The 26,023-nt window shown below is 55.4% G+C and carries 24 protein-coding genes; 10 read left to right on the top strand and 14 right to left on the bottom strand.

What is annotated here, in order from left to right:
- Nucleotides 1-37 precede the first annotated feature (37 nt).
- The gene (locus tag HV832_RS05590; RefSeq protein WP_176802588.1) at nt 38-781 is read left to right on the top strand and encodes a tRNA-uridine aminocarboxypropyltransferase; all 744 of its coding nucleotides are present in this window, start codon (nt 38-40) and stop codon (nt 779-781) included.
- Between the two features lie 26 nt (nt 782-807).
- Here the strand turns inward: HV832_RS05590 and HV832_RS05585 are convergent, their stop codons facing one another.
- The 7 genes from HV832_RS05585 to HV832_RS05555 form a co-directional block, all read right to left on the bottom strand.
- Nucleotides 808-2,790 carry an OPT family oligopeptide transporter gene (locus HV832_RS05585; RefSeq protein ID WP_176802587.1) on the bottom strand — a complete coding sequence of 661 codons (1,983 nt, stop codon included), beginning with the start codon at nt 2,788-2,790 and terminating at the stop codon, nt 808-810.
- Nucleotides 2,791-3,120: 330 nt separating this feature from the next.
- The gene (gene groL, locus HV832_RS05580) at nt 3,121-4,773 is read right to left on the bottom strand and encodes a chaperonin GroEL (RefSeq protein WP_176802586.1); all 1,653 of its coding nucleotides are present in this window, start codon (nt 4,771-4,773) and stop codon (nt 3,121-3,123) included.
- A gap of 49 nt (nt 4,774-4,822) precedes the next feature.
- Nucleotides 4,823-5,113 carry a co-chaperone GroES gene (gene groES, locus HV832_RS05575; RefSeq protein WP_176802585.1) on the bottom strand — a complete coding sequence of 97 codons (291 nt, stop codon included), beginning with the start codon at nt 5,111-5,113 and terminating at the stop codon, nt 4,823-4,825.
- 301 nt (nt 5,114-5,414) lie between these two features.
- Nucleotides 5,415-5,840: a thioredoxin TrxC gene (gene trxC, locus HV832_RS05570; RefSeq protein ID WP_176802584.1), complete on the bottom strand. Its 426-nt coding sequence runs from the start codon at nt 5,838-5,840 to the stop codon at nt 5,415-5,417.
- A 43-nt stretch (nt 5,841-5,883) separates the two neighbouring features.
- Entirely contained in the window at nt 5,884-6,093 is a 210-nt protein-coding gene (locus HV832_RS05565; RefSeq protein ID WP_176802583.1) for a YgaP family membrane protein, read from the bottom strand.
- Between the two features lie 85 nt (nt 6,094-6,178).
- A complete protein-coding gene (locus HV832_RS05560; protein WP_176802582.1) occupies nt 6,179-9,373 on the bottom strand; it encodes an efflux RND transporter permease subunit in 3,195 nt (1,064 codons plus the stop codon).
- Nucleotides 9,374-9,383: 10 nt separating this feature from the next.
- On the bottom strand, nt 9,384-10,448 hold the full coding sequence (locus tag HV832_RS05555) for an efflux RND transporter periplasmic adaptor subunit (protein WP_176802581.1): 1,065 nt from the start codon (nt 10,446-10,448) through the stop codon (nt 9,384-9,386).
- 163 nt (nt 10,449-10,611) lie between these two features.
- Here HV832_RS05555 and HV832_RS05550 point away from each other — a divergent pair, with 163 nt between their 5' ends.
- The 3 genes from HV832_RS05550 (at nt 10,612) to HV832_RS05540 (ending at nt 13,786) form a co-directional block, all read left to right on the top strand.
- Nucleotides 10,612-10,965: an ArsR/SmtB family transcription factor gene (locus tag HV832_RS05550; protein ID WP_176802580.1), complete on the top strand. Its 354-nt coding sequence runs from the start codon at nt 10,612-10,614 to the stop codon at nt 10,963-10,965.
- 410 nt (nt 10,966-11,375) lie between these two features.
- Nucleotides 11,376-12,515, top strand: coding sequence for an ABC transporter substrate-binding protein (locus HV832_RS05545; RefSeq protein WP_223827199.1), 1,140 nt, complete (start codon nt 11,376-11,378; stop codon nt 12,513-12,515).
- Nucleotides 12,512-13,786, top strand: coding sequence for a sensor domain-containing diguanylate cyclase (locus tag HV832_RS05540; protein ID WP_176802579.1), 1,275 nt, complete (start codon nt 12,512-12,514; stop codon nt 13,784-13,786). The genes HV832_RS05545 and HV832_RS05540 overlap by 4 nt, the downstream gene beginning before the upstream one ends.
- A 22-nt stretch (nt 13,787-13,808) precedes the next feature.
- Here HV832_RS05540 and argP read toward each other — a convergent pair whose 3' ends face one another.
- Nucleotides 13,809-14,714, bottom strand: a complete 906-nt coding sequence (argP, locus tag HV832_RS05535) for an HTH-type transcriptional regulator ArgP (protein WP_176802578.1) — start codon at nt 14,712-14,714, stop codon at nt 13,809-13,811.
- A 127-nt stretch (nt 14,715-14,841) separates the two neighbouring features.
- On the opposite strand from argP, the gene HV832_RS05530 reads away from it, so the two are divergent.
- The 4 genes from HV832_RS05530 to HV832_RS05515 all read left to right on the top strand — a co-directional run bounded on the left by HV832_RS05530 (nt 14,842) and on the right by HV832_RS05515 (nt 18,941).
- Nucleotides 14,842-15,447 carry a LysE/ArgO family amino acid transporter gene (locus HV832_RS05530; protein ID WP_399310307.1) on the top strand — a complete coding sequence of 202 codons (606 nt, stop codon included), beginning with the start codon at nt 14,842-14,844 and terminating at the stop codon, nt 15,445-15,447.
- A 74-nt stretch (nt 15,448-15,521) separates the two neighbouring features.
- Nucleotides 15,522-15,944: a hypothetical protein gene (locus HV832_RS05525; protein WP_176802576.1), complete on the top strand. Its 423-nt coding sequence runs from the start codon at nt 15,522-15,524 to the stop codon at nt 15,942-15,944.
- 107 nt (nt 15,945-16,051) lie between these two features.
- A complete protein-coding gene (locus HV832_RS05520; protein ID WP_176802575.1) occupies nt 16,052-17,473 on the top strand; it encodes a TolC family protein in 1,422 nt (473 codons plus the stop codon).
- Between the two features lie 40 nt (nt 17,474-17,513).
- Nucleotides 17,514-18,941, top strand: coding sequence for a multicopper oxidase family protein (locus tag HV832_RS05515; RefSeq protein ID WP_176802897.1), 1,428 nt, complete (start codon nt 17,514-17,516; stop codon nt 18,939-18,941).
- A gap of 10 nt (nt 18,942-18,951) precedes the next feature.
- On the opposite strand, the gene gluQRS is transcribed toward HV832_RS05515, so the two are convergent.
- Together gluQRS and HV832_RS05505 are read right to left on the bottom strand one after the other, a co-directional pair.
- On the bottom strand, nt 18,952-19,917 hold the full coding sequence (gene gluQRS, locus HV832_RS05510) for a tRNA glutamyl-Q(34) synthetase GluQRS (protein ID WP_176802574.1): 966 nt from the start codon (nt 19,915-19,917) through the stop codon (nt 18,952-18,954).
- A 40-nt stretch (nt 19,918-19,957) separates the two neighbouring features.
- Entirely contained in the window at nt 19,958-20,875 is a 918-nt protein-coding gene (locus tag HV832_RS05505) for a LysR family transcriptional regulator (protein ID WP_176802573.1), read from the bottom strand.
- Nucleotides 20,876-20,981: 106 nt separating this feature from the next.
- On the opposite strand from HV832_RS05505, the gene HV832_RS05500 reads away from it, so the two are divergent.
- Nucleotides 20,982-21,683 (top strand): pirin family protein, encoded by a 702-nt coding sequence (locus HV832_RS05500; RefSeq protein WP_176802572.1) that lies wholly within the window; start codon nt 20,982-20,984, stop codon nt 21,681-21,683.
- Nucleotides 21,684-21,718: 35 nt separating this feature from the next.
- Nucleotides 21,719-22,288: a flavodoxin family protein gene (locus HV832_RS05495; RefSeq protein ID WP_176802571.1), complete on the top strand. Its 570-nt coding sequence runs from the start codon at nt 21,719-21,721 to the stop codon at nt 22,286-22,288.
- 207 nt (nt 22,289-22,495) lie between these two features.
- On the opposite strand, the gene HV832_RS05490 is transcribed toward HV832_RS05495, so the two are convergent.
- The 4 genes from HV832_RS05490 to HV832_RS05475 form a co-directional block, all read right to left on the bottom strand.
- On the bottom strand, nt 22,496-23,377 hold the full coding sequence (locus HV832_RS05490; RefSeq protein ID WP_176802570.1) for a sulfurtransferase: 882 nt from the start codon (nt 23,375-23,377) through the stop codon (nt 22,496-22,498).
- 71 nt (nt 23,378-23,448) lie between these two features.
- Entirely contained in the window at nt 23,449-23,919 is a 471-nt protein-coding gene (locus HV832_RS05485) for a GNAT family N-acetyltransferase (RefSeq protein WP_176802569.1), read from the bottom strand.
- 19 nt (nt 23,920-23,938) lie between these two features.
- Nucleotides 23,939-24,751, bottom strand: a complete 813-nt coding sequence (locus HV832_RS05480; protein WP_176802568.1) for a LytR/AlgR family response regulator transcription factor — start codon at nt 24,749-24,751, stop codon at nt 23,939-23,941.
- A 5-nt stretch (nt 24,752-24,756) separates the two neighbouring features.
- Nucleotides 24,757-25,902 carry a sensor histidine kinase gene (locus tag HV832_RS05475; protein ID WP_176802567.1) on the bottom strand — a complete coding sequence of 382 codons (1,146 nt, stop codon included), beginning with the start codon at nt 25,900-25,902 and terminating at the stop codon, nt 24,757-24,759.
- Nucleotides 25,903-26,023: the final 121 nt, after the last annotated feature.

The raw sequence follows: 26,023 nt of genomic DNA, 5'->3' as shown, positions 1-26,023 counted from the left end.
TGAAACAGACCGATATGCTATTTGTGCCGGATTTCGTATGAATCAGCACGATACTGCTCGTGCTTCTGATGCTGGTCCGGCATATCACCGGAGGCTTGTCTGTGAACGTTGTGACCGCGCTCAGGCAGCGTGTATCTGCGCCTGCATTCAGCGCGTTGCGAACCAGACTGATGTATTGATATTGCAGCATCCGCTGGAAGTGCATCATGCCAAGGGGAGTGTGCGCCTGCTGCATTTATGTCTCGATCATTCGCGGATCATCTGTGGCGAACAGTTTGCGCCGGATCTGCTGGAGCAGGCTTTGTATGGGGCGAACAGCAGTGATCACCCGCATCATCAGCAACATTGCCCCTCACAGCGTCAGCCGGTATTGCTGTATCCGGATACCAGCCAGAATCAGGCGCCAGACCTGATGCCGTGGGATGCAGCAGCCCGTCCGCTGCCTGCGGAACTCACCGGCATACGCCTGGTTGTGCTCGACGCTACCTGGCGAAAAAGTCGCAAGATGCTGTATCTGAACCCAGCTCTGCAGTGCTTGCCCCGTATCAGCCTGGAACACATGCCCGCTTCGCATTACCGGATACGTCGGGCGCATCAGCCTGATCAGCTCTCCAGTCTCGAAGCCTGCGCCTATGCACTGATGCGGATTGAACAGAACGAACAAAAATTCCGGCCCCTGTTGCAGGCGTTTGATGCTTTCATCAACCAGCAAATGCAGAGAATTCCTGATCTTTCAATGAATTCAGAACAACAAACCCCGCATGGTGACGGGGCTCAATAACGGTGCGGTGTTGTCGGGCTGCTGAATCAAATCAGCACATTGAGAATCGCATTGCCGATACCGATCAGGGCAGAACCGGCAATCAAACCGGCGGATATTGCTTCGCATCCGTCTACCCAGAAGCGGTTACCACTGCTGCCGGGAACCGGATGGCGTTTTTCCATGAGCCAGAATCCGAATGCACCGAGCCACATCATGATGCAGGCATCGGTCGGCAAAACCACGCCGAGGCCGATCGATACAGATGAGAGCGGGAAGCGGCCTTTGCTCTTTATTCCGGCGATTTCAAAAATAACGGCAAATACAGCCGCAATGATCATCGTCGTTACGGCGCTGGCAGGCAGACTGCTGACACCGTGCGCGATCAGGTCGGCGACCCCTTTCCATTGCATCGCAGCCGGCATGGAAAACTGTTCAGAGACCAGCGTGGAGGTGCTGCGCACACCGTGATTATCCGGTGGCAGAAACAGCAGGAAATACAGTGGAATGCACGCCAGTGCCCCAGAGATGATGCCGATCAGATGGCCGATCGCCTGCTGGCGCGGGCGGGCACCCAGCATATAACCCGGTTTAATGTCGGACAGCAGGCTCGAAGCGTTTTGCGACACTTCGGCTGTGATCGCTGCCGGCAGCAGATTGCTGGCCGGATTGCTGCGATCGATGGCGCCGATAGTGAACTGGGTGATTTTCGATAAGGCGCCAGTCGGCATCCAGGAAGTGAGCGCCATCGCGTTGGTACAGATCACGGTCAGCACAAAAATCATCGGTAACGAAATAAAGGCGAGCAGCCACGGAACACCGAAGAAGGCATGCGTGCTCCACGCTGCCAGTACGCTGAATATCGGTACGCCGACATAGGAAATCCACAGAGGTACTTCGATATCCGCCAGCAGATCGACTTTTTCTTCAGCGCTTTTTTTGCGACCGAAGTTTTTGAATACATTGGTAAAAATTTCCGGCTTGGCCAGTAATCCGACCAGAGAGCCTGCAACCATCATCGCAACGGCCCACCATAAACCCCACTGGTTCAGGATTTCAATGCGTGAGACGGGGACGGTTTTGCCGGCAGTTGATATCCGTTCGACGATATCGCCACGCTGTATCATCCACGGTGCCAGAATCGCGAAATTGAGCAGGTTGCCAAGCAGAACACTGCTGGCGACACGTATGCCCATCAGTCCGCCCACACCCAGCATGGCGGTGTCAATCGTAAAGCGCAGCCCCAGCGTGCGGAAATCGACGCCCAGGATTTTCGGTACCCAGAGATCGTACTGAACCATCGCTGCATAGTAGTAATCATCGAAGCGCTCGCGTATGGTCCAGGCTTCTTTCAGGCCGGCCCGTTTGTCCATGGCGAGCAGGCGGATCTGTATCAGCTTCATCCAGCCGTCGCTGATCAGCAATTGGTAGGCTGCGCTCAGCAAACCAGTGACCGCCAGTTGTTTGGCCTGGAACATGCCTTGTTTGCCGTCGGAAGAATACAGTGCATCGAGCACCACGCCGCAAGCGCCACCTTCCGGAAACGGCAATTGATCTTCATTGATAAAACGCCGCTTCATCGGGAACGCGACCAGCACGCCGAGTATCGATGTGATCACGATCCAGATCAGCATCTGCCACCAGGGAATAATGACGCCGGTGACCAGCATATAAGCCGGCAGACTGGCAATCAGCGGGGTGATCATATAGCCAGCCGAAGTGGCGATGGACTGTGTGCAGTTATTTTCAAGAATGGTAAAGTCTTTGGCAATACCGGCATTGTGCAGCGCTCTGAAGATGGCAAAAGCGAGAATAACGCTGATCAGATTCACACCAATGGCGACACCGGTTTTGCCGCCGATATATAAAGCCGTGGCAGCGAGTATGCCACCGAGCAGAAAGCCTGTCAGTGCAGAGCGCAAAGTGAGCTGCGCCATGTTACCGCGATAGATATTGTTAAACCACCACTCGTCCTTTTGGGAGCGGGTCCAGGTGCGGATCTGCTGTTCGGATAATTGTTGCAGCGCCATTGCGTCTCCAGAGAAAATATCGGATACATCTGTTGGCGGGGAGTCCGGGTCAGACGGGCCGCAAGCAGATTCATCAAGCCTGAAATTCTGTTCAGGTGCGGCAGTATCCAAGCCCTGCCAGACAGTGTCAAGGTGGCGGGCTTGAAATCCGCATTTTCGTTGGATTTGCTGTGTCAGTACAGAAAATAATCAATCGCTCTGCGCTGGTGAGAACGATATCAAGATGATGTGCTGGATCTCAAAGACGGGAGGCGGAAAATAAAAAAGCCTTGCAAATACATGCAAGGCTTTTTTTGTGCGACGCAGGAAAACTGCGCGTACAAGGGGGTATTACATCATGCCGCCCATACCACCCATGCCGCCCATACCACCCATATCGCCCATGCCACCCGCTGCTGGCTTGTCTTCTGCCAGTTCAGCAACCAGTGCATCAGTTGTCAGGATCAGACTTGCAACGGAAGCCGCGTTTTGCAGAGCGGAACGTGTGACCTTGGCTGGATCCAGAATACCCATTTCGATCATATCGCCATAGGTGTCGTTTGCTGCGTTGAAGCCGTAGTTGCCGGAACCGTTCACTACTGCGTTGACTACAACGCTTGGCTCGCCGCCGGCGTTCGCTACGATTTCGCGCAGTGGCGCTTCGATTGCTTTCAAGACCAGCTTGATGCCGGCGTCCTGATCATGGTTGTCGCCTTTGATTTCGCCAGCCGCAGAGCGTGCGCGCAACAGGGCAACGCCACCGCCAGGAACCACGCCTTCTTCAACGGCTGCACGGGTTGCGTGCAGAGCGTCTTCAACGCGGGCTTTTTTCTCTTTCATTTCAACTTCGGTGGCTGCACCAACCTTGATCACTGCAACGCCGCCTGCCAGTTTGGCAACGCGTTCTTGCAGTTTTTCGCGGTCGTAGTCAGAAGTCGCTTCTTCGATTTGCGCGCGGATTTGTTTAACGCGTGCTTCGATGTTGATAGCCTGACCAGCGCCGTCGATCACGGTGGTGTTTTCTTTACCGATTTCTACGCGTTTAGCCTGACCCAGATCTGTCAGCGTTGCTTTTTCCAGTGTCAGACCAACTTCTTCAGCGATCACGTTACCGCCAGTCAGAATAGCGATGTCTTCCAGCATCGCTTTACGACGATCACCGAAGCCAGGTGCTTTCACCGCCGCTGTTTTCAGGATACCGCGAATGTTGTTGACCACCAGAGTTGCCAGTGCTTCGCCATCGACGTCTTCAGCGATGATCAGCAGTGGACGGCCGGACTTAGCAACTTGCTCCAGTACTGGCAGCAGATCGCGGATGTTCGAGATTTTTTTGTCGAACAGCAGGATGAATGGATTTTCCAGAATAACAGCTTGTTTTTCCGGGTTGTTGATGAAGTATGGCGACAGGTAGCCGCGGTCGAACTGCATACCTTCAACGATGTCGAGTTCGTTGTTCAGAGATTTTCCATCTTCAACGGTGATCACGCCTTCTTTACCGACTTTGTCCATTGCGTTGGCAATGATGTCGCCGATATCTGCATCAGAGTTCGCAGAGATAGAACCAACCTGAGCGATTTCTTTGTTGGTTGTCGTTGGGCGGGACAGAGTTTTGACTTCTGCAACCAAAGCAGTCACTGCCTTGTCGATACCGCGCTTCAGGTCAGTTGGGTTGTAACCTGCTGCAACGTATTTGAAGCCTTCGCGGACGATCGCTTGTGCCAGTACAGTTGCTGTTGTCGTGCCGTCACCAGCGTTGTCAGACGTTTTGGAAGCCACTTCTTTCACGAGCTGCGCGCCCATGTTTTCCAGTTTGTCTTTCAGTTCGATTTCTTTCGCAACGGATACACCGTCTTTAGTGACTGTCGGCGCGCCGAAAGAGCGTTCCAGAACCACGTTACGGCCTTTAGGGCCCAGAGTGACTTTTACTGCATTTGCCAGAACGTTTACGCCATTGACGATCTTCGCGCGTGCGTCATCGCCAAATACCACTTGTTTAGCTGCCATGTTATTTTCTCCAGAATCTTGAGGATATCTAAGTGCTTAGGAATGTAAATTATTTCTGTACGATCGCGAAGATGTCTTCTTCACGCATGACCAGAACTTCCTGACCGTCAACTTTGACTGCCTGACCGGAATATTTTCCGAACAATACGCGGTCGCCGACTTTTACTTCCAGCGCACGTACTGTGCCGTTATCCAATTGTTTGCCAGCACCAACGGCCAATACTTCACCCTGGTCTGGTTTCTCAGCTGCAGCGTCAGGCAGAACGATACCGGAAGCGGTTTTAGTTTCCTGATCCAGACGTTTAACGATCAGACGATCGTGCAGAGGACGAAGGTTCATACAAGCTCCTTTAAATTTGCGAGTAATTGCTAAAATGTTTATTCAGAGGTGGGGAATGGCGTTGTTAGCACTCTATCCCAACGAGTGCTAATTATATGGGCGGGGTAGCTGCTTTTCAAGAAAGAAAAGTGAAGAATTTGAAAATAGTTTTAAAAATCAAAGAATTAGAGCGTTGCGTTGCCATTGTGAAGGTGATGTCGCTTTACTTTTTTGAATTTTCTTTTTTGAAATAGCTTTGTGCGTGAGTGAACAGGGCGCATTGTTCATGCGCCTGTGCCGGTGGCGGACGGGAATTTGGGGGTTATTGCCCCAGCAACTGGCGTGCCCATGCCAGCAGTTGCGAGGCTGGCATGGCGCCACTCTGGCGACCCAGTTCGCGGCCGTGGTGCATCAGCACCAGCGTCGGGATGCTGCGGATAGCAAACTGCTGGCTGGCGGCAGGGGCGGCGTCGCTATCGACTTTGACGAAACGGATTCCGGGCATCTGGCGTGCGGCTTCGGCAAATTGGGGGGCCATGGCGCGGCAGGGGCCGCACCATTCAGCCCAGAAGTCGATCAGCACCGGCAACTCGGTTTTTGCCAGGAATTTGGGCAGCGCCTGATCGCTGATGGCGACCGGTTTGGCGGCCATCAGTGCGTGCCCGCACTGACCGCAGACGGGCTGATCGGACAGACGTTCATCAGGAATCCGGTTGGTGGCTGTGCAATGCGGGCAGACGAGGTGCATGATCGCTCCTTCTTATGTGGGACTCAGAGACTCAGAATGAACATCAGCAGCCGGGACGGATGCCGAGTTTGCGCAGGATATTTTCCATCAGGCACCACTTGGTGAAGCCGCTCTGGAACAGATTGATGCCGACAAATGCGGTGAAACCCAGCCACCACTGATTGACAAAAACCGGGCTTTCCGGAATGCCGAGCGCCAGGCTCAGTAAGATAAAAAATCCTGCAACGATACGGACGACTTGCCAGCTGGTCATGATCAGACTCCTTCAGTGTCAAACAAACGGTTAAAAAAACATGTAAAACATACAAATAACAAACATCAAGCAGCGATAAAAACGTTTAAACCGGCGTGCTGTAACGGCGCTGATACGCGGCGTAATACAGCAGCGGAATCACCACCAGTGTCAGCAGGGTGGAAACAAAAATCCCGAAAATCAGCGAAATCGCGAGACCGTTGAAGATCGGATCATCGAGAATAAAAAAGGCCCCCATCATTGCGGCCAGACCGGTCAGGGCGATTGGCTGGGCGCGGGTGATCGCGGAATTCACCACCGCGTCTTTGAACGCCATGCCTTCGGCAAGCTGCACATGAATGAAGTCAACCAGCAGAATCGAATTGCGCACGATGATGCCGGCCAGCGCAATCATGCCGATCATGCTGGTGGCGGTGTATTGCGCGCCGAGCAGGGCGTGGCCGGGCATCACGCCGATGATGGTCAGCGGAATCGGCGCCATGATAATCAGCGGTGTCAGATAGGAGCCGAACTGCGCCACCACCAGCAGATAAATCAGGATCAGGCCGACGCCATAGGCGGCCCCCATGTCGCGGAATGTTTCATAGGTGACCTGCCATTCGCCATCCCATTTCAGACTGAATCCACGATATGGGTCGACTGGCTGATGGATGAAGTATTCTTCAATACGGCCACCGTCAGGGGCGGTCAGCTGACCGATTGCATGACGCATGCCAAACATGCCGTACAAGGGGCTGTCGATTTTTCCTGCCATGTCGGCAACCACAAAGTTCACGCCCAGTCCGTCTTTATGGTAACGGGGCTGCTCACGTAATTCGTCGCTGATGCTGACCAGTTCGCGGATAGGGACAATCCCGCCTTTGGCATTTCTGACGCCGAGCGCTAGCAGCGTGTCCAGACTGCCTTGTTGTGCGGGGGGCAGATGCAGATTCAGCGATGCCGGATACTTGGTTTCGTCATGCAGATAACTGGCGGCTTCACCTGCCAGTCCGGCACGCAGCGTGCTGACAATCGCTGCCTGGGAAATGCCGAGCTGCGCTGCTTTGCGACGATCGACCAGCAGTATCTTGCGCGGAGCATTGGCAATGCTGTTGTCGTCCACATCGACAATACCGGCAGTTTTTTCAAACACTCCCCGTACTGACTTGGCAAGCTGGCGGCGGCCTTCCGGCGTTGGACCGTAAATTTCTGCCACAATCGGCGACAGCACTGGCGGACCAGGCGGCACTTCGACGATTTTTACATTCGCGGCATAAGCGCGGGCAATTTTCTGCAAGGCCGGACGCACTCTGGTGGCAATCGCGTGGCTTTGCTCGCTGCGATGATGCTTGTCGACCAGATTCACCTGAATGTCACCGACTTCACCGCCGGCACGCAGATAGTACTGACGTACCAGTCCGTTGAAATTAATCGGACCGGAGGTGCCGGCATATGCCTGATAGTCACTGACTTCCGGCACGGTCTGCAGATAGACGCCGAGCTCATGCAGTACGGCAGCCGTTTGTTCAACCGGCGTTCCTGCTGGCATATCGACCATGACCTGAAATTCAGATTTATTGTCAAACGGCAGCATCTTTAACTGCACCAGTCCGATGACCGGTAGTGCGACAGACAGTGCAATCAGCACGGCGACGCCCAGTCCCAGCTTGCGGCGGTTACCGGTGCCGGTACGCTCATCCAGAAACGGCCGGAATACGCGGGTAAACAGCGGGCGCAGTTTGTCAGCCATGCCACCAGCTGCATGATGACCTTCTTTCATCCACAGGCTGGCAAGCCAGGGGGTGACGATGAAGGCAATCGCGAGCGACAGCAGCATACCCATGCTGGCATTGATCGGAATCGGGCTCATGTATGGGCCCATGAGGCCGCTGACAAATGCCATCGGCAGCAGGGCAGCGATGACGGTCAGCGTTGCCAGAATGGTCGGACCGCCGACTTCATCGACCGCACCGGGAATGATCTGCCGCAGCGTTTTTTCAGAAAACAGCGCCTGATGCCGATGGATATTTTCGACGACGACAATCGCGTCATCCACCAGAATACCGATCGAAAAAATCAGCGCAAACAGGGATACCCGGTTCAGGGTAAAGCCCCATGCCCAGGATGCAAACAGCGTCACAGTCAATGTCAGGATGACGGCTGTACCGACGATGGCTGCCTCGCGCCGGCCCAGCGCCAAAAACACCAGTGCAACTACCGAAGCGGTGGCAAACAGCAATTTCTGAATCAGCTTTTTGGCCTTGTCGTCAGCGGTCTGGCCGTAGTTGCGGGTGGTGCTGACTTCCACGCCGGCCGGAATCACGCTATTGCGCAGATTGTCGGCACGTGCGATGACGGCATTGGCGACATCAACGGCATTCTGGCCCGGCTTTTTGGTAACAGCGATAGTGACGGCCGGATACTCGGCGCCGGTTTTTCCGGCTGTGCCGTGCCAGACATAGCGTGCAGCCGGTAAGGCACCATCACTGACTGCGGCGACATCCTGCAGGAATACGGGCTTGCCTGCGCTGACGCCCACCACCAGTTCACCGACCTGCTGCGCGTTACTCAGGAAAGGGCCGGATTCAATGGAGACCGACTGATTCCCCGCCAGCAGCTCGCCGGCTGGCAAGCCCAGATTGGCGGCCTGCAGGCTGTTGCGCAGGTCGCTGACGGTCAGGCCGCTGGCAGCCAGTCGCTGCGGGTCGATTTCAATGTTGATGGCGCGCCCGGGGCCGCCGGTCGTCATGACTTCGCGTGTGCCGGGCACCCGTTTCAGATCGGCTTCGATACTGTGGGCGATCTGCTCCAGGTCAAACGCGCCGGTCTGCGGGTTTTTACTCCACAGCGTGAGTGAAACGATGGGTACATCGTCAATACCTTTGGGTTTGATCAGCGGTTCTTGCGTCCCCAGATTGGCGGGCAGCCAGTCACGGTTGCTGTGTACCGTGTTATACAGGCGCACCAGCGCCTCGGTGCGGGGAACGCCGACTTCAAACTGCACCGTGATGATCGCCAGTCCGGGGCGGGATACCGAGGTCACATGCTCGACATTGTTAATCTGACTTAATACCTGTTCGGCAGGAATGCTGACCATCTGCTCCACATCGGCAACCGAGGCACCGGGAAATGGAATCAGCACATTCGCCATCGTGACGTTGATCTGAGGCTCTTCTTCGCGTGGCGTGACGAGTATTGCAAACAGACCCAGTAAAAAGGCCACCAGCGCCAGCAGCGGTGTGATCTGCGCCGACTGGAAGAATGCAGCGATCCGACCGGAAATACCCAGAGTGGTTTTCATTGGCGGCTCCTTATTTTCCGGCAGAAACAGCGGCAGCAGCCAGCGGGTCGGTGGCGACCTGTTCGCCGGCAACCACTCCGCTCAGGATTTCCTGTTCACCGCCATTGACGGCACCGGGTCTTACTTGGCGCAGCAAGGGCTTGCCCTGCGCATTGACGACATATACGGCATACAGTTCAGCGCGCCGGAAAACGGCTTTGGCAGGAACGAACAGGCGGGCTGCTTCCCTGGTGTTGAGCGGCGCATTCACCGGCAGGCTGGCGCGGGCAAACATGCCGGGCGTCAGTCCGGGCAGACTGGCCGGTAAGTCCAGCCTGACCTGCACGGTATGGGTTGCTGCGTCGGCAGCGGGTAAAACAGTGACTTTGGTCGCGCTGATCCAGCGCTGCGCTTCAGGCAAACCAGTGACGGCAACCCGCACTGTCTGACCTGTCGCCAGCTGGGCAGCTTTTTCCTGTGGCACAGTGACGCTGACCCGCATCGCTGACGGATCGTAGACAGTCATCAATGGGCGCCCTGGCATTGCCATATCGCCCATTGTGATGGGGACGTCGCTCAGCAGGCCGCTGTAAGGTGCGGTGAGCGTGTAGAAGCCGGATTGAGTCTGTACGGCAGCTGCCTGTGCCAGTTGCGCATTGGCTTGGGCACTGGCGCTCTGGTACTGTGATTCGGCGCGGTCTAACTGCGCCTGACTGATGTAGTTTTTGGTAAACAGCTGTTTCTGGCGTTCAAAATCCTTGCTTGCCACCTGCAATGCAGCCCGTGCCGCATCTACCTGAGCGCGGCTGGCGCTGGCTTCCTGATTGGCGGCGCGGGCATCAATCCGCACCAGAACCTGCCCGGCTTTCACGGCATCGCCGGCTTTCACCGGCAATTGCACGATGGCGCCGGAAATTTGCGCCGAAATCACACTTTGCCGTACGGCCTCGACAACACCGTCTGCCTGATAGCGTTGCCCTTCCTGACTGGAACGCACTGGCTCTACGACAAGACCTGCCGCCTGGGCAAGCGGGAGGTGGCTCAGCAAAGTGCCTGCAAACGTCAATGCAGCAAGGCGAATGGCAGTGCGGGTCATGATCGGATCTCCTGAATGGCGGGTTGCAAGAATAAGATTGCACTTAAAGTAAAATCATTATATAGTTATTTGCATGAATGCGCAAATATATATTTTATGTTTTTTACGGTAATGCTGATCTTCATAAATTTTTAAAAAGTCCTGAGCGATGGCCGATCTGAAAATGTGTCGTTCTGTACAGGATGATTCCGACCTGGCTTATGTCGCCTTAGCAAAGCATTTCGCCATGCTGGCAGAGCCGACCCGCCTGCGTATTCTGTACCTGCTGCGTGACCAGGAGTTAAATGTCGGTGCGCTGGCACAACAGTGCCATTGTTCGCAGGCAAACATTTCGCGACACCTGCATGCGCTGACTCAGCACGGTATGCTGAGGCGTGAAGCGCGTGGCAACACTGTTTATTATCAAGCCATGGATAGTTCGGTGTATGTTTTATGCACACTGGCCTGCGATAAACTGTCGCAGCAATCACAGCAACAGGCTGCCCTGTTTGGTGCAGTGCGTCCTGGTGCCGACTGATTCCGCTGGCACATCGGCTGGCGAATATCTCTTTTCCTATTTTTTTGCATACCTTTTGGCATATTCGTGGCAGTGACGTTGCATGTTTTGCCGATCATGGTTCTGATGGCTGTAATAATATTTCCATCGTCGTATGAATAAAAAAATCATCCGTATCAATAGAAAAACTGTTTGATCTCGAGCACACAATGTGAGTTTTTGTGAAGCAAGGTTTTATTGCCGGAAAAACAGGGAAAATATCGGTATAAACTGAACGTCCTGCTTTTTGCACCGCTTCCGGAGTGGCTTGAGGAGGCTGGCTGACAGGAAATATTGAATCCAATCACGGTGTTGCGGAACAACGCACCTTACAGCGCTGTGCTTACACCGCCATTGTTTACCGGGAATGACCGGATCAGGAGGAGTGCCAGATGTTGTCCCGAATGCGTTTGTCAACGCTTGTTCTGATGCTGATTGCCATGCTGCTGCCGCTGCGGGTCATGGCGATGTCCGTGATTTTTCTGAATCCGGGAAAGCATGATGAAATCTACTGGCAGACCGCGGCCAATAGCATGTCGGCCGCAGCTAAAAATCTCGACATCGACCTGGAAATCATGTACATCGAACGCAATCATCTGCGGGCACTGGAATTTGCACGGCAAATCGCTGCCAGACCGGCGGCGCAGCGGCCTGACTATGTGATTTTCTCGAACGATTACTCGACCGGTCTGGAGGTGATCCGCACGCTGGACACGGCGAATATCAAGACTTTCCTCGCATTCAGCGGCCTGCATGATACTACCGGCAAGGTGCCGATGCCGCAACCCCGACAGCAATTCAAGGGCTGGCTCGGTTCGCTGGAACCACGTGCCACCGATGCCGGCTATCTGACTGCACGTGCCTTGTTTGAACGGGGGATGGCAGAACATCTGACAGCGCCTGACGGCAAACTGCATATGCTGGTGATTGCCGGAGACCGCTCCACGCCGACCTCATTACGTCGCAATGAAGGAATGCGGCAGGCTGTGGCTGAGGAAAAAAATGTCGTGATCGATCAGGAAGTCTACGGCGAATGGAATCGCGCCAAAGCCAGGGAGCAGAGCGAATGGTTGTATAAGCGCCATCCGCAGGCGCGGCTGATCTGGGCGGGAAATGACCTGATGGCGTTTGGTGCAATGGACAGCTGGCGTGCGCAGGGTGGAAAACCGGGAACCGATGCACTGTTCAGCGGTATCAACACGTCACAGGAAGCGATGACAGCGATAGAAGATGGCAGCATGACGGCACTGGCTGGCGGTCATTTTATTGCCGGCGCATTCGGTCTGGTGATGCTGTATGACTATCACTACGGACGCGACTTCATTGATGAAGGGCTGGAGCTGAACCGTCCGATGTTCATCTTGTTCAACAAAGAGGAAGCCCGGCATTTTCAGATGCTGTTCGGACAAATGAATTTCGATAAAGTCAATTTCAGGAAATTCAGCAAGGTACTCAATCCTTTGCTGAAAAAGTATGATTTCAGTTTCCGGCAATTGCTCATACAGACACCTCAGGCCGTTTCCCGAAAATGAAACCCCGACTTTTTCAGCCGATCGCCAGTCAGCTTGTCCGCAGTGTTTTCAAATGGGTGATTCTTTGTATTTTCGGTTTCAGCAGCTTGCAGGCCTGGTTGAATTACAGCGCAATCGAGCGTAATTTCAACATGACCATTCAGGATGTCGCGCATACGCATTTGCCTTTGCTGGCGCTGGCGATCTGGGATATTGAGCCGGAAACGATACGCAAGCAAATGGCTTTGCTGGTGCAGAATCCGCATATCGCCCATGTGCAGATCAGGGCCAGTACTGGCCAGCAGTTTGCCGCCGGTACGGTCATACCTGAAACGAGCAGCGAGCGCCTGTTGTTTTCGATTCCGTCCCCCGCTGGTGACGGGCGTCAAGTCGGCACCATGGAGTTGGTGATTAATCGCGCTGAGCTGCGCGGTGAGCTGATCCGGAGTTTTCTGATCGTCCTGATTGAGGTGGTATTGCTGGCAATTTTTATCCTGGTGGCGCTGATTTCGATATTGCGTCGGGAGCTCGAAAAACCGATGCGCCAGCTGGCTGATTTTGTGAAAAACCTACAGGCCAATCGCTTGTCAACCCGACTGGAATTAACCATGCCGCCGGGTCACCGGTATAACGAGATTGATCTGGTGGTCGACGGTTTTCGTATCATGCAGGACAGCATACAGAAGCATATCGACAATCAGGATGCCGTGGTGGCTGATCGCACACGGAGACTGGAGCGTGCTATGGCAAAGCTGCGCCAGCTGTCGATGACGGATGGCTTGACCGGTTGTTACAACCGGATGATGCTCAACGAAAGGATGCCGGGAGAAATGCAACGGGCTGTACGTTATGAACGGGCGCTGGCGCTGATTTTTTGCGATATCGATTTTTTTAAATCGGTCAATGATCTGTACGGGCACACCGCCGGAGATCAGGTGCTGGTGGCCTTTGCGGAATGCTTGCAGTCGGAACTGCGCGCCGATGTGGACTGGCTGGTACGCTACGGCGGCGAGGAATTCATCGTGGTGCTGCCGGAGACAAGTTTGACCGCCGCGATTGAAGCCGCGGAACGGATGCGTCTGCAGGTGGAGCAGCATTTGAAAATCCAGATCGCCGATGGTCGCGTGCTGAATATCACAGCCAGTTTTGGCGTTGCCGAAAAAGCACAGAATGATACGCCGGAGATGTTGATACAACGTGCGGATGAATGGCTGTATTTTGCCAAGCATCATGGCCGCAATCAGGTGCAGCCGGCGGCAGATCATTCAGCAGCAACGATCATTGCGAGCTGACAGTCTGACATGATGCAGGCGGTTATCGCTGCAATAATATTTCCCGCGCGTGGTTCACCAACGCCGCAGAAAGACGGGCGAGGCGAGGCGTCTGTATTTTCCAGTGATGCCAGTACAGCGCCACATCGACCGGGTGCGCCGGCATCAGTTGGACCAGCGTTGTTCCCGCAGGCAGCTGATCCAGCATCAGATCGGGGATCATCCCCCAGCCCAGACCCAGACAAACCGCACGAAGATAGGCGCTGGTCGCCGGAATGAAATGTGCCGTGCAGGCGGTTTCATGCAGGCCAAAGTGCTGCATCAGAAAATCGGCTTGCAGCCGGTCTTTGCGATTGAAATTCAGTACCGGCGCATCGCAGGCTGCACTGCGTGTCATGCCCTGCGGGAACCAGCGATCGCAGAATGTCCGCGTCGCTACTGCGTGATAACGCATCACACCCAGTGGCTCTGCGATGCAGCCACGCATGGCATCGTTTTTGGCGGAAATGCAGCCCAGCACCATGCCGCTGGAGAGCAATTCATCGGTATGCTCCTGGTCATCAATCGTCAGGTCGAGCAGAATCTGTTCCCCGGTTAATAAATCCGACAGGGCTGGAAGTGTCCAGCTGTCGAGACTGTCGGCATTCACGGCCAGCGCGATGCTGACCGGAGCATGGCTCGCACCGCGCAGCTCGAGCTGCAGATCGCGTTCCATTTCCGCAATGCGGCGCAGATGCTGCAGTAATTTCTGGCCTGCCGGTGTGGCGCGGCAGGGGCGGCTGCGCACCAGCAGTGTGGTACCCGACTGTATTTCCAATGCTTTCACCCGTTGCGAAACCGCAGAGGCAGTCAGATGCAGTGTCAGTGCGGCTTGCTCAAAGCTGCCGCAGTCAATGACAGTCAGAAAAGCTTCGCATTGTTTGCTGTCAAGCCGGGGAAGAGAGTTCATCGGTATTTATATTAAGAAAAATTAATGGGTCTGAAAATATTTTAAATTTACTTCAAATTTGACGATCGCGACACCACAATGTGCGCCTGACAAACATCTCCCCATGAGAGGGGAAAGGAATCCAGGGGTGTTAACTTTTTTCATGAAGGGCCTGAGCCTCAGCGCAGGCATGATCGTCTCCATCGGCTCCCAAAATGCCCATGTGCTGCGGATGGGGCTGCGCCGTGAGCATGTGGCGCTGACAGTGTTGATCTGTATTGCCTGTGAAGCATTGCTGATACTGACGGGCGTGGCCGGAATGGGACGACTGGTGGCAGCCAGCCCGGTATTGCTGACAGCAGCCCGCTGGGGTGGTGCGTTGTTTCTCAGCTGGTATGGGCTTCGCTCCTGGCAGGCGGCTTGGCGTGGGGAAAGCCTCCGGGCAGAGCGGGGCGGTATTGCGCTGACCGGGCGTCAGGCTGCCGGATCGGTGTTGGCGGTGACATTACTGAATCCCCATGTGTATCTGGATACGGTCATTTTGTTGGGCGCGATCGGCGGCCAGATGCCGGGTTCGGGTAAATACTGGTTTGCCGGCGGTGCGATCGCCAACGCGGTCATCTGGTTTACAGCACTGGGTTTCGGGGCGCGCCTGCTGGCTCCCGTATTTGCCAGACCCCGGGCCTGGCGCGTACTGGACAGCCTGATCGGCGGCATTATGTTGATGCTGGCCTGGGGATTAGTGGCTGCCTGAGGCTGCGCAGACCATGCGCTGCCGTTTGATCCGGTGCATGGAATGGGATGCCGATTTATGGTAAGTTTCGTCGCATGAAACGAGAACCATGGCGATTCCTGCTGATTGTGCTGATACTGCTGCTGCCCGCGCGTGGCTTTGCTGCAATCGGTATGTCGTTTCCTGTTGGCAGCTTGTCAGTCGCGGCGGAAGCGCATTGTGCAGAAGCATTCCAGACCGCCGGAGCATTTCATCCCGTCGCTGCATCTGACCGCCAGCCGGTTTTTGGTGATCTCCCGTCAGGCGGGTTAGGGCATCATCAGAAATCCGGTTTGTCAGATCATTGCAAAGATCTGTCTTCTGCCTGCTGTACCGGACTGGCAATGACGAGCGCTCCCCTTTTCATGTCGCAGCACTCGCTGACGGCAGCGATGAATGGTGCGGCATTCTCCGCATTTTCCCCGGCTCTGGTACGGCTGCCAGAGCGTCCGCCCAGACTGACAATCATTCTTCTCTGACCGCATTCCGCAGCGGCGGAATGCGGTGGCGTGTGGCAACGTGACACGTTACACAGTATCTCAATGATCTGCCCAGGGCAGATCGAATTTTTCTATGACGAGGATGTATGTTTTCATTAACCCGGCGTTCTGCCTTGTGGTTTCTTCCTGCTGCCTGGCTACTGACGGCCTGCAGCAGTTTCCAGCCTGAACAGGCGATCGGCCAGATCAATCAGGATCTGGCTGCGATGACGCAATCCCGGCTCCGGCTGGCGCAATATCCCGGCCAGATGGCGCAATTGCGTGCCAGCGCAGACGAATTGCTGCAACAGGAGCTGACGCAGCCGGCAGCGGTGTCGGTGGCGCTGGCAAACAGCCCTGCCATGCAGGCCATGCTGGCGCAATACTGGGCCGATGGTGCTGCCGCGGTTCAGAGCGGCAATCCGGTGAATCTCTGGTTTCGCTTTGAACGCAGCCGTTTGCCGGACGAGCTTGATATCGCCAGAGCGATCAGCGTTGGTCTTCTTGATCTGCTGACCCTGCCGCAGCGAAAATCGATAGCACAAAGCCGTTTGCAGCAAACCCGGCTGCAACTCAGCATGGATGTGGTGGACCGGCTGGCGCAGGTTCGCGCTGCCTGGGTGAAGGCCGTCGCCGCGCAGCAGGCTTTGCTGTACGCGCAGCAAGTCAGCGAACTGGCAGAGGCCGGTGCCGAGCTGGCGCAGCGTATGCGCAAGACAGGCAATTTCAGCACCTTGCAGGCAGCCAGACAGCAGGCATTTCACGCTGATGCCGCTACCCAGCTGGCTGCTGCCCGGCATCGGCAATTTGCTGCAAGGGAAGTGCTGGTGCGCTTGCTGGGACTGGACGAGAAGCAGCAACAACAATTGCGTTTACCATCGCATTTACCCGAATTGCCCGCCGCACCAGTGGCTGCCGGGCAATTAGCAGCAACGGCGTCGCAGACCCGGCTCGATGTGCGGCTGGCGCAGGCACAGTTTGAAAACGCCATGCGGCAGCAAGGCTTAAACAGCATCACCAGCCTGACCGACCTGGAGCTGACAGTCAAACGCGACACTGTATTTGCGGCTTCATCTGCTGGCAGTGAAGCCCGGCGCGGGGTGGAAGTAGCTGTGCGTCTGCCGGTTTTTGATACCGGACAATTGCAGCGCGAAGCGATGAATGCACAAACGCTGGCGGCCAGTTACCGGCTGGAGCAAATCACCCGCAATGCTGCATCCAGCCTGCGCGAAGCGTATTCCGCCTATCTGCGCAGCTACGATATTGCGCAGCACTATCACCGGGAAATCCTGCCGTTGCGACAGCGTATTGCTGACGAAAATCAGCTGCGTTACAACGGCATGCTGATTGGCGTGTTTGAGCTGCTGGGCGAAGCCCGGGAACAGATTGCCAGCGTCATTGCGGCTATCAATACCGAACAACAGTTCTGGCTGGACGACGCCACGCTGCAGGCAGAGCTGACCGGCACACCGGCCAATCTGACGGTGAGTGCCGCCGTTACGGCTGTAGCAACAAACAACACACATTGATGGTTCCGGCGCAGCAGATGCCGATACAGGAAAGATAATGATGAACTCAAGACGAGATTTTTTTAAGACCGCTGGCATTGCAGGCGGTGCACTGGCGGCCAGTGCAGTGAGCCGGGTGGCGCTGGCAGCATTACCGGAGGCTGTAACCCGGCAAAGCCCGGATACCATGCCGCCGCTGATGCCGCAGACCGGGCGGCCTTATCAGCCGGTCGTGACCTTGAATGGCTGGACGCTGCCGTGGCGCATGCGACAGGGGGTGAAGGAGTTTCATCTGATGGCCGAACCCGTCGCACGCGAGATGGCTCCCGGCATGATTGCCCACCTGTGGGGATATAACGGCCAGAGTCCGGGGCCGACGATCGAGGTGGTCGAGGGCGACCGGGTCAGAATTTTTCTGACCAACCGGCTGCCGGAACATACCAGCATGCATTGGCACGGTCAGCGCCTGCCGAATGGCATGGATGGTGTGTCCGGTCTGACCCAGCCGCCGGTAGCGCCGGGAAAAACCTATGTCTATGAATTCGTGGCGCGCCGTCCCGGCACCTTCATGTATCACCCGCACGCTGATGAAATGACGCAGATGGCGATGGGGATGATGGGCTTGTGGATCACCCATCCAAAAGGCCGGCACCCCCTGATTGCCGAGGTGGATCGTGATTTCGCCTTCCTGATCAATGCCTACGATATTGAACCGGGCGCTTCCCGGCCGAATATCGCCACCATGACCGAATTCAATCTGTGGTCGTGGAATAGCCGCGTTTTTCCAGGTATCGACAGTCTGAACGTGCGGCAAAACGACCGGGTCCGGATCCGGGTCGGCAATCTGACGATGACCAATCATCCGATTCACCTGCACGGTCATGAATTCATGGTCACCGGAACCGATGGCGGCGCCATACCGAAAGCGGCCCGCTGGCCGGAAGTGACGACCGATATCGGCGTCGGCCAGATGCGCCAGATCGAACTGATCGCCGACGAGGAGGGCGACTGGGCGCTGCACTGCCATAAGAGCCATCACACCATGAATGCGATGGGCCATAGTGTGCCAACCATGCTTGGTGTGCAGCAACAGAATCTGGCAGAAAAAATCAGTAAACTGATTCCTTCTTACATGGCGATGGGGCAAAACGGGATGGCAGAAATGGGCATGATGTCCATGCCGTTGCCGGAAAATACTCTGCCGATGATGACTGGCGAGGGACCGTTCGGCAGTCTTGAAATGGGAGGCATGTTCAGTGTGATGAAAGTTCGGAAAAATCAGAAGCCGGGCGATTACCGGGACCCGGGCTGGTATCGCCAGCCTGCAGGAACGGCGGCTTATGAGTACAGCGGTGATCCCGGCGAGCCGGTACGTGCAGACAGCGCCGCTGCTCCTGATGCGCAGTCACATCATGCCGGGCATGAAATGCATCAGCATCCGGCCGTGGAAGTGCAGGTCGTCAAACCACAGCATCACAACGGGCACTGAATTGACCCTATTAGCCAGACCCGTGCGACGTGAGCTGCGGGTCTGCCTGTTGTCCGGCCTGCGCCAGCTTGCGTTGCCAGGCGGAGATCGCAGCATGCCAGAACGCCGGAATGGTGGTGATGTTGTCGCCAATGATTAAGCCCAGAAAACGTGCTGCCGGTATCAGCGCTTCGTGCAGCAGATCGTTATCGCCGCGGTCAAAGGCCAGAGCACCGGTTTGTTTCGACAGCTTCTCACCGTCGGCATTGGTGACCACCGGTACATGCAAATAGCGGGGAACCGGCAACCCCAGCAGTTGCTGCAGATACATCTGGCGTGCCGTTGAATCCAGCAGGTCTGCACCGCGCACCACATGCGTCATGCCCTGCGCAGCATCGTCCACCACCACCGCAAGCTGATACGCCCAGAAGCCATCGGCGCGCTTCAGGACAAAATCACCGACCTCGGTGGCCAGATTCTGCACTTGCGGTCCGCATAGCCGGTCGGTAAAGCGAAATACGGCGGCATCGCCATCCGGTACGCGCAGACGCCAGGCACGCGGAGTTTTTCCGGCAGCCAGGCCGTGGCGGCACGTGCCCGGATAAATCTGGCTGGCGGCGGTTCCTGTCGTTGCACCGCTGCGCAGGAGGGAGTCGGCAATTTCCTTGCGTGAGCAGGCGCAGGGATAGACTTGCGTGCCGAGTTGCTGCAGTGCTGTGGCATACAATGCCTGACGCCGGCTTTGCCAGACCACCTCGCCATCCCACTGCATGCCGCAACGCTGCAGCGAATGCAATATCTGCTGATCGGCCCCGGGGACGTTGCGGTCAAAATCCAGATCCTCGATCCGCACCAGCCAGTGTCCGTGCTGCGCTTGTGCATCCAGATAACTGGCCATTGCCGCCACCAGCGAGCCCATGTGCAAAGGGCCGGTTGGCGAAGGGGCAAACCGGCCGGTGTAGTTTGCCGCTCGGGAAAAATGATTGGTTGCCTGCATCCGTATCAAACTGTTCAACGTTCGTGAAGCAGCCCGGCTCTTATGCGCCGAGCAGCATTTTCTGCACCATCGGGTCGCTGAGTTTCTGTACAAACCATTTCAGCGCTTTTCCCTTGTCGCCTGTACGCCAGACGATGCGGTTATTGCCGGCTGGCCGGCTGTTGGTGGTCTGCTTTTCGATCAGCGTTCCGGCCTCCAGATACGGCTGTGCAATGCGGCGCGGCAGATGTCCGCAACCAAGCCCCGCCAGCTGTGCCGACAGTTTGGCCTGTATCGATGGTACCGTCAGTGTATCCTGCCCGGTCAGCAGGCCGGCGGTCATGCTGGGCAGGGTTAGTCCGGTATCACCGACCGCGACAGCACGGTGCGCCTGCAGCAGGGTGGGCGTCAACGGCTCGGCTGCGCTGGCGAGCGGGTGCTGTGGTGCGACGGCAAATACCCAGTCGATATTGCCCAATACCCGTGACTGAAAATCGCCACGCATGCGGATAGCATCAGGGCCGTCATGGGCAGCGCCGATGGCGAGGTCGGCCCGGCCTGACACCATGCTTTCCCAGACGCCTGACAATACCTCTTGCGAGATCCGGATGCGGGTGCCGCAGCCATGTTGTTCAAATTCCTGGATCAGCGGAATGAGATCATCAAAACGGATCACGCCATCCAGTACGATCCTGAGTTCCGCTTCCCACCCGCTGGCAGCACGCTTGACGTGATTTTCCAGTTCCTGCGCAGCGCTCAGCAGATGCCTGCCCTGCATCAGCAGCTCTTCGCCGGCAATCGTCAGCTTGGCCTTGTGACCGCGACGGTCATACAGCAGCACATCCAGATCTTCTTCCAGCTTGCGGATGCTGTAAGTGATGGCTGATGGCACTTTATCCAGCGCCGCCGCCGCACCTGCAAAGCTGCCTTTGCGGTCAATCGCATCCAGAATTTGCAATGCTTCCAGTGTCAGGTTCATGTATTCAATAAATTTGAATGAGTTATTGTAAAAAATCACCTTATATTGCTTGATGTGATTGTATATATTGAGATCAATATGTCAAATTTTTTGAATGGATTTCATTATGATCAGTGTCAGACGTGCCCACGAACGCGGTTATGCCGAACATGGCTGGCTGAAGTCGTATCACAGTTTTTCATTTGCCGATTATTACGATCCGCAGCACATGGGTTTTGGCCCTCTGCGGGTGATTAACGATGACTGGATTGCGCCGGGCATGGGATTCGGCACTCATCCGCACCAGAATATGGAAATCATCACCTACGTGCTGGAAGGAGCGATTGCGCATCAGGACAGCATGGGCAACGGCAGCACCATCCGGCCCGGTAACGTGCAATACATGAGCGCAGGCACCGGAGTGCGCCATTCGGAGTTTAACCCTTCCCCATCAGAGCATACCCGTCTGCTGCAAATCTGGATTGAGCCGGATGTGCTGGGCAAGGCGCCGCGTTACAACGAAAAAACCTTCAGCGCCGCTGAGAAAAACGGACAGTTGCGGCTGGTGGCTTCGCCCGATGGTGAGCAGGATTCTGTAGCTATCCGCCAGAATGCACGGCTCTATATCGGTCTGTTCGATGGCGATCAGCAGGCAGACATCCGTTTGTCGCCGCAACGGCTGACCTATGTGCATCTGGCGCGCGGCGCACTGAGTGTCAACGGCGTGCCATTGCAGGAAGGCGACGCCGTTAAATTGCAGGATGAAAGCAGTTTGCACTTGTCTGCAGGCAAGCAGGCAGAAGTGCTGGTTTTTGATTTACCTTACTAATGGCGGCGAGTCCGCTTTTCAACTAGGAGCATGAAATGACAACAGTAGCAATTGTGTACCACTCTGGTTATGGTCATACCACCAAGGCGGCAGAAGCAGTGCAGGCCGGTGCAGCAGCAGCCGGCGCCGCAACAGAGTTGATCGCGATCAACGCAGAAGGCAATATCAGCGATGCGCAGTGGGCCAGCCTGGCTGCCGCCGATGCCATCGTATTCGGTTCACCGACCTACATGGGAACGGTTTCCTGGCAATTCAAAAAATTTGCCGATGCGTCTTCCAAACCCTGGTTCAGCCAGCAATGGAAAGACAAAATCGCGGCTGGTTTCACCAACTCGGCCACCATGAACGGCGACAAGCTGTCCACCCTGCATTACCTGTTCACCCTGTCCCAGCAGCATTCTATGATCTGGGTCGGCACTGGCCTGATGCCAGCCAACAGCAAGGCAGCTCAGCGCAACGACATCAACTACGTCGGCAGTTTCAGCGGCCTGATGACGCAGTCTCCTTCCGATTCCACACCGGAAGAAGGCCCGCTGCCCGGCGATCTGGAAACGGCCAAACTGTTTGGCAAACGTATTGCTGAAGTGGCGCAGAAATTCCGCTGATTCATTGTCATCGCTTTTGCCGGGTCATCCGTCTTTGGCAAAAGACTGTGCATTGAGTCAAAAAAATACCGCATTTTTTTTGCGGTATTTTTTTTGTAGAAAACCAGAAATAATTGCAATCGGATATAAAAAATACTGGAAGAGTGTGTATCCGTCTCAATGTCGATCTGGCTTGGTTTGCGTTGCAGATATTTATACATCCGCAATTCAGACAGATTCTGTATGCGCGGAATATTTTTTCTTACAATGCGGGCAGGATTCGCCGGGGATATACCACGGTGACAATTGTTCGCGTGGCGTCACGACGGCGCGGCAGGCAAAACACTGTTTGGTGTCGGTCGCTTCGAGTTGTGGATTGAGTGCGGTGCGGTAATCGAACACGAAGCAGTCGCCGTGATAGTGGTCGCCGCCTACTTCCTCAAAATATTTGAGGATGCCACCTTCGAGCTGATAGACGCTCTGGAAGCCGACGTTCTGCATGTGAATGGCTGCTTTTTCACAGCGGATGCCGCCGGTGCAGAAGGTCACTACGGTTTTGTCGTTGAGCTCGTCGCGGTGTTCTTCGATCACTTTGGGAAACTCGGTGAATTTCGCAATACGGTAGTCAATCGTGTTGTCGAAACTGCCGACGTCGACTTCAAAGTCGTTACGGGTATCGACCATGACGACGGGCTTGCCGTTATCGTCATGCCCCTGATCCAGCCAGCGTTTGAGTGTCTGCGCATTCACGGCTGGCGCGCGGCCTTCTTCCGGTTTGATCAGCGGCATACGCATGGTGATGATTTCTGCTTTCAGCTTGACCAGCAGCTTGGTAAACGGTTGGCGGTCTGAAAAGCTTTCTTTTGCCACCACATCGGCAAAGCGCGGATCCTGATGCAGCCAGTCCATGTAAGCGTCAATTTCATGGCGCAAACCGGCGAGGAACATATTGATGCCTTCCGGGGTCAGCAGAACTGTGCCTTTCAGATTTAATTCTTTGCATTTGTCGATGAAGGCCTGGCGTTTTTCTGCGGTATCGTCGAAGGTGACAAATTTGTAGGCCGAGATATTAACGAAAGGTGTTTCGGGGGAGAGTGTTGCAACCGGCATAGTAAAAATTCAGTAAGTCATTGATTTGTCAGCATTATAGTGGAAAAGTCCGGTGCACGCTCCAGGCGGTTTTACAGAACAGACGTCAGCAGCATTTCGATGTGCGGTATATCGTCTTCCAGATAGATACCGGACACCGTCTGAAAGCCGAAACCGGCATAGAATTTTTCCAGATAAGCCTGGGCGCCAATCCGTACCGGCGCTGCCGGATACAGTCTGTGCAAGGCGGCGATGCCATTGGCAATCAGGGCTTTGCCGACCCCTGTACCGCGCCATGCCTGTGTACTCAACACCCGTCCCAGGGAGGCTTCGGTAAAGCTGATGCCGGCGGGAACAATGCGTAGATAAGCGGCCAGCTGATGGTCTTTGCCCCACGCGATCAGGTGATGGGAATGCGGATCTTTGCCGTCGATATCCTGATAAGGGCAATTTTGCTCCACGATAAATACGGCGTTGCGCGCCTGGTAAATCTGATGCAGCTGGAAATTGCTGAGTTCATCGAAACTGGCGCATTGCCAGTGCAGGCTGGTGGTGTCTGACATAGAAATTCCTGGTTGAAAATCACATTTGTTTAAATAAGTGGGCATACACTCTACTGACGGCGAGCCGTTCATCGCTGTCGCGTAGTTTGAGGGTGATTTTGCCGGTATCGTCTTTGTGGGCAAGATGTACCTGCCGGATATTCACTACCGTGCTGCGGTGTATCTGCCAGAAAGTATCGTTGTCGAGCTGCGGCAGTAAATCGCGCAGGCTGCTGCGGATCAGGGAGGAATGCTCACGGGTCACGACGTTGACGTATTTATCGGTTGCCTCGAAATACAGGACATCGTCAATCTGAATCATGCGGATATGGTTGCCGACGGCTGCGCGGATTACACGCAGTTTTTCATGATTGATCGTCACGCCAGGCAACAAATGTCCGGGAACCAGCTGGCGCAGTTGTGCCAGCACCCGGTCGAGTTCACTGGCGCGCTGCGCCTGATTACCCAGATGCGTCTGCAAACGTTGTATGGTCTTGTGCAGGCGTTCTTCAGTGACCGGTTTCAGCACATAGTCCGATGCTGAATGCTCAAAAGCCTGTACCGCAAATTCATCATAAGCCGTGACATACACGATCAGTGGAAAGGCTTTGTCTTCGGGCCACTCTTCGGCCAGTTCATGAGCGACTTCCAGTCCGGATTTACCGGGCATTTTAATATCGAGAAACAGGATGTCCGGCGTGGTGTTGAGGGCTGCATCAATGGCCGCAACACCGTTTTCAACCACGACGCACAGTTCCAGTTCCGGCCAGAGCCTGCGCAGCATGTGCTGCAGGGTCAGCGATAATACCGGTTCGTCTTCGGCGATCAGGGCGCGTTTTCGGGTATTCATCATCAGCATCAGTGAAAGCTTGGGTCAGGATAACCGGAGTAAGGAATCGTCAGTTCAGCAATGACGCCTTGGGGATGGTTCGGGGTTAAGGCCAGCGAAGCGCTGGCGCCGAAAATGGCTTGCAGACGTTCCCGGATATTGGCATTGCCGACATGGTGGCCGTCGGCAGAGGGCGCTGGCTGTTCGTCATAACCGAATGGCAGGCCGAGTCCGGTATCGGCAATTTTCAGGTTCAGAAAACCGGCTGTTTTGCTGGCCTGCACCAGAATGTGGCCACCTTCAATTTTTGGTTCCAGTCCGTGCCGGATGGCATTTTCCACCAATGGCTGCAACAACATCGGCGGGAGGGGAAATGTCGTCAGGTCAGACGGCAGATCCAGTGTGTAACTGAGCCGGCTACCCATCCGTATCGCCAGTAAATCCAGATAAGCCCGGATCAGGGTGAATTCTTGTCCCAGCGTGGTGGTTTCTGCACGGGATGTGCACAGCGTGGCGCGCAGATACACGATCAGCTGTGTCAGCATATGCTGCGCCCGAGTGGCATCGATCGCAATCAGACCTTGCAGGTTGGCGAGGGTGTTAAACAGCATGTGCGGTTCAATCTGCGCTTGCAGCAACTGTAACTGGGTCTGCATCGCCTGTCGTTCGATCAAGGCATAGCGGGTTTTTTCTGCTTCGGCCTGAGCATGCAAGGCGTTGATCTTGGCGCGGTTCCAGAATAGCCAGGCGACGATGGTGCTGATGATGCAGGTCATCGATACGAAGGTGATAACATAGTTTTCCCGCAGCGAAAATATCTGTTTCAGCGGATAGGAAAAAATAGTGGCGGAAATAGCGACGCCAGCAATAAATCCAAACGGCGACACCACAATGCACATCAGATAAAAGGGCAGCGTACCGGGTTCTTTGTCCCGCCAGATCAGATACCGGGAAGTACGTATCAGTGCATAACAGCAAAAGCCGATCAGATTGGAAAACACCACATTCTCAAACACCGAACCGTCGGTGCGAACCAGCAGGGTGATGACGATGGCGCACAGCTGATTAATCAGCAATAGCCGGGGCATTTCGCCGAGTATGGTTCTCCAGGCACTGTTGGTATGCCGAAGATAAAATGCCTGCAGATGTTGAAAAAAAGGTGTATTTCCGTACATAAGACAACTTCCACAATTCAGTCATCTCCGGATAGTAGCGGGCTGCGACAGCCATACCAAGCCGGATGCGATAAAACACGCCATCCTGTCGCCAGCCCGCCGGGAAATGGCGCGAGCTGCC

It is taken from the genome of Cognatundibacterium oligocarboniphilum, assembly GCF_013377855.1.
GTDB classification, from domain to species: Bacteria; Pseudomonadota; Gammaproteobacteria; order Burkholderiales; family Burkholderiaceae_D; genus Undibacterium; species Undibacterium oligocarboniphilum.
The sequence above is the reverse complement of the archived record's forward strand: the minus strand, read 5'-3'. Positions and strand labels throughout refer to the sequence as shown.

Bases quoted from the DNA above. Each gene is read 5' to 3' on its own strand.
- HV832_RS05590 (WP_176802588.1), top strand. From the start codon at position 38: ATGAATCAGCACGATACTGCTCGTGCTTCTGATGCTGGTCCGGCATAT.
- HV832_RS05585 (WP_176802587.1), bottom strand. From the start codon at position 2,790: ATGGCGCTGCAACAATTATCCGAACAGCAGATCCGCACCTGGACCCGC.
- groL (WP_176802586.1), bottom strand. From the start codon at position 4,773: ATGGCAGCTAAACAAGTGGTATTTGGCGATGACGCACGCGCGAAGATC.
- groES (WP_176802585.1), bottom strand. From the start codon at position 5,113: ATGAACCTTCGTCCTCTGCACGATCGTCTGATCGTTAAACGTCTGGAT.
- trxC (WP_176802584.1), bottom strand. From the start codon at position 5,840: ATGCACCTCGTCTGCCCGCATTGCACAGCCACCAACCGGATTCCTGAT.
- HV832_RS05565 (WP_176802583.1), bottom strand. From the start codon at position 6,093: ATGACCAGCTGGCAAGTCGTCCGTATCGTTGCAGGATTTTTTATCTTA.
- HV832_RS05560 (WP_176802582.1), bottom strand. From the start codon at position 9,373: ATGAAAACCACTCTGGGTATTTCCGGTCGGATCGCTGCATTCTTCCAG.
- HV832_RS05555 (WP_176802581.1), bottom strand. From the start codon at position 10,448: ATGACCCGCACTGCCATTCGCCTTGCTGCATTGACGTTTGCAGGCACT.
- HV832_RS05550 (WP_176802580.1), top strand. From the start codon at position 10,612: ATGTGTCGTTCTGTACAGGATGATTCCGACCTGGCTTATGTCGCCTTA.
- HV832_RS05545 (WP_223827199.1), top strand. From the start codon at position 11,376: ATGTTGTCCCGAATGCGTTTGTCAACGCTTGTTCTGATGCTGATTGCC.
- HV832_RS05540 (WP_176802579.1), top strand. From the start codon at position 12,512: ATGAAACCCCGACTTTTTCAGCCGATCGCCAGTCAGCTTGTCCGCAGT.
- argP (WP_176802578.1), bottom strand. From the start codon at position 14,714: ATGAACTCTCTTCCCCGGCTTGACAGCAAACAATGCGAAGCTTTTCTG.
- HV832_RS05525 (WP_176802576.1), top strand. From the start codon at position 15,522: ATGAAACGAGAACCATGGCGATTCCTGCTGATTGTGCTGATACTGCTG.
- HV832_RS05520 (WP_176802575.1), top strand. From the start codon at position 16,052: ATGTTTTCATTAACCCGGCGTTCTGCCTTGTGGTTTCTTCCTGCTGCC.
- HV832_RS05515 (WP_176802897.1), top strand. From the start codon at position 17,514: ATGAACTCAAGACGAGATTTTTTTAAGACCGCTGGCATTGCAGGCGGT.
- gluQRS (WP_176802574.1), bottom strand. From the start codon at position 19,917: ATGCAGGCAACCAATCATTTTTCCCGAGCGGCAAACTACACCGGCCGG.
- HV832_RS05505 (WP_176802573.1), bottom strand. From the start codon at position 20,875: ATGAACCTGACACTGGAAGCATTGCAAATTCTGGATGCGATTGACCGC.
- HV832_RS05500 (WP_176802572.1), top strand. From the start codon at position 20,982: ATGATCAGTGTCAGACGTGCCCACGAACGCGGTTATGCCGAACATGGC.
- HV832_RS05495 (WP_176802571.1), top strand. From the start codon at position 21,719: ATGACAACAGTAGCAATTGTGTACCACTCTGGTTATGGTCATACCACC.
- HV832_RS05490 (WP_176802570.1), bottom strand. From the start codon at position 23,377: ATGCCGGTTGCAACACTCTCCCCCGAAACACCTTTCGTTAATATCTCG.
- HV832_RS05485 (WP_176802569.1), bottom strand. From the start codon at position 23,919: ATGTCAGACACCACCAGCCTGCACTGGCAATGCGCCAGTTTCGATGAA.
- HV832_RS05480 (WP_176802568.1), bottom strand. From the start codon at position 24,751: ATGATGAATACCCGAAAACGCGCCCTGATCGCCGAAGACGAACCGGTA.
- HV832_RS05475 (WP_176802567.1), bottom strand. From the start codon at position 25,902: ATGTACGGAAATACACCTTTTTTTCAACATCTGCAGGCATTTTATCTT.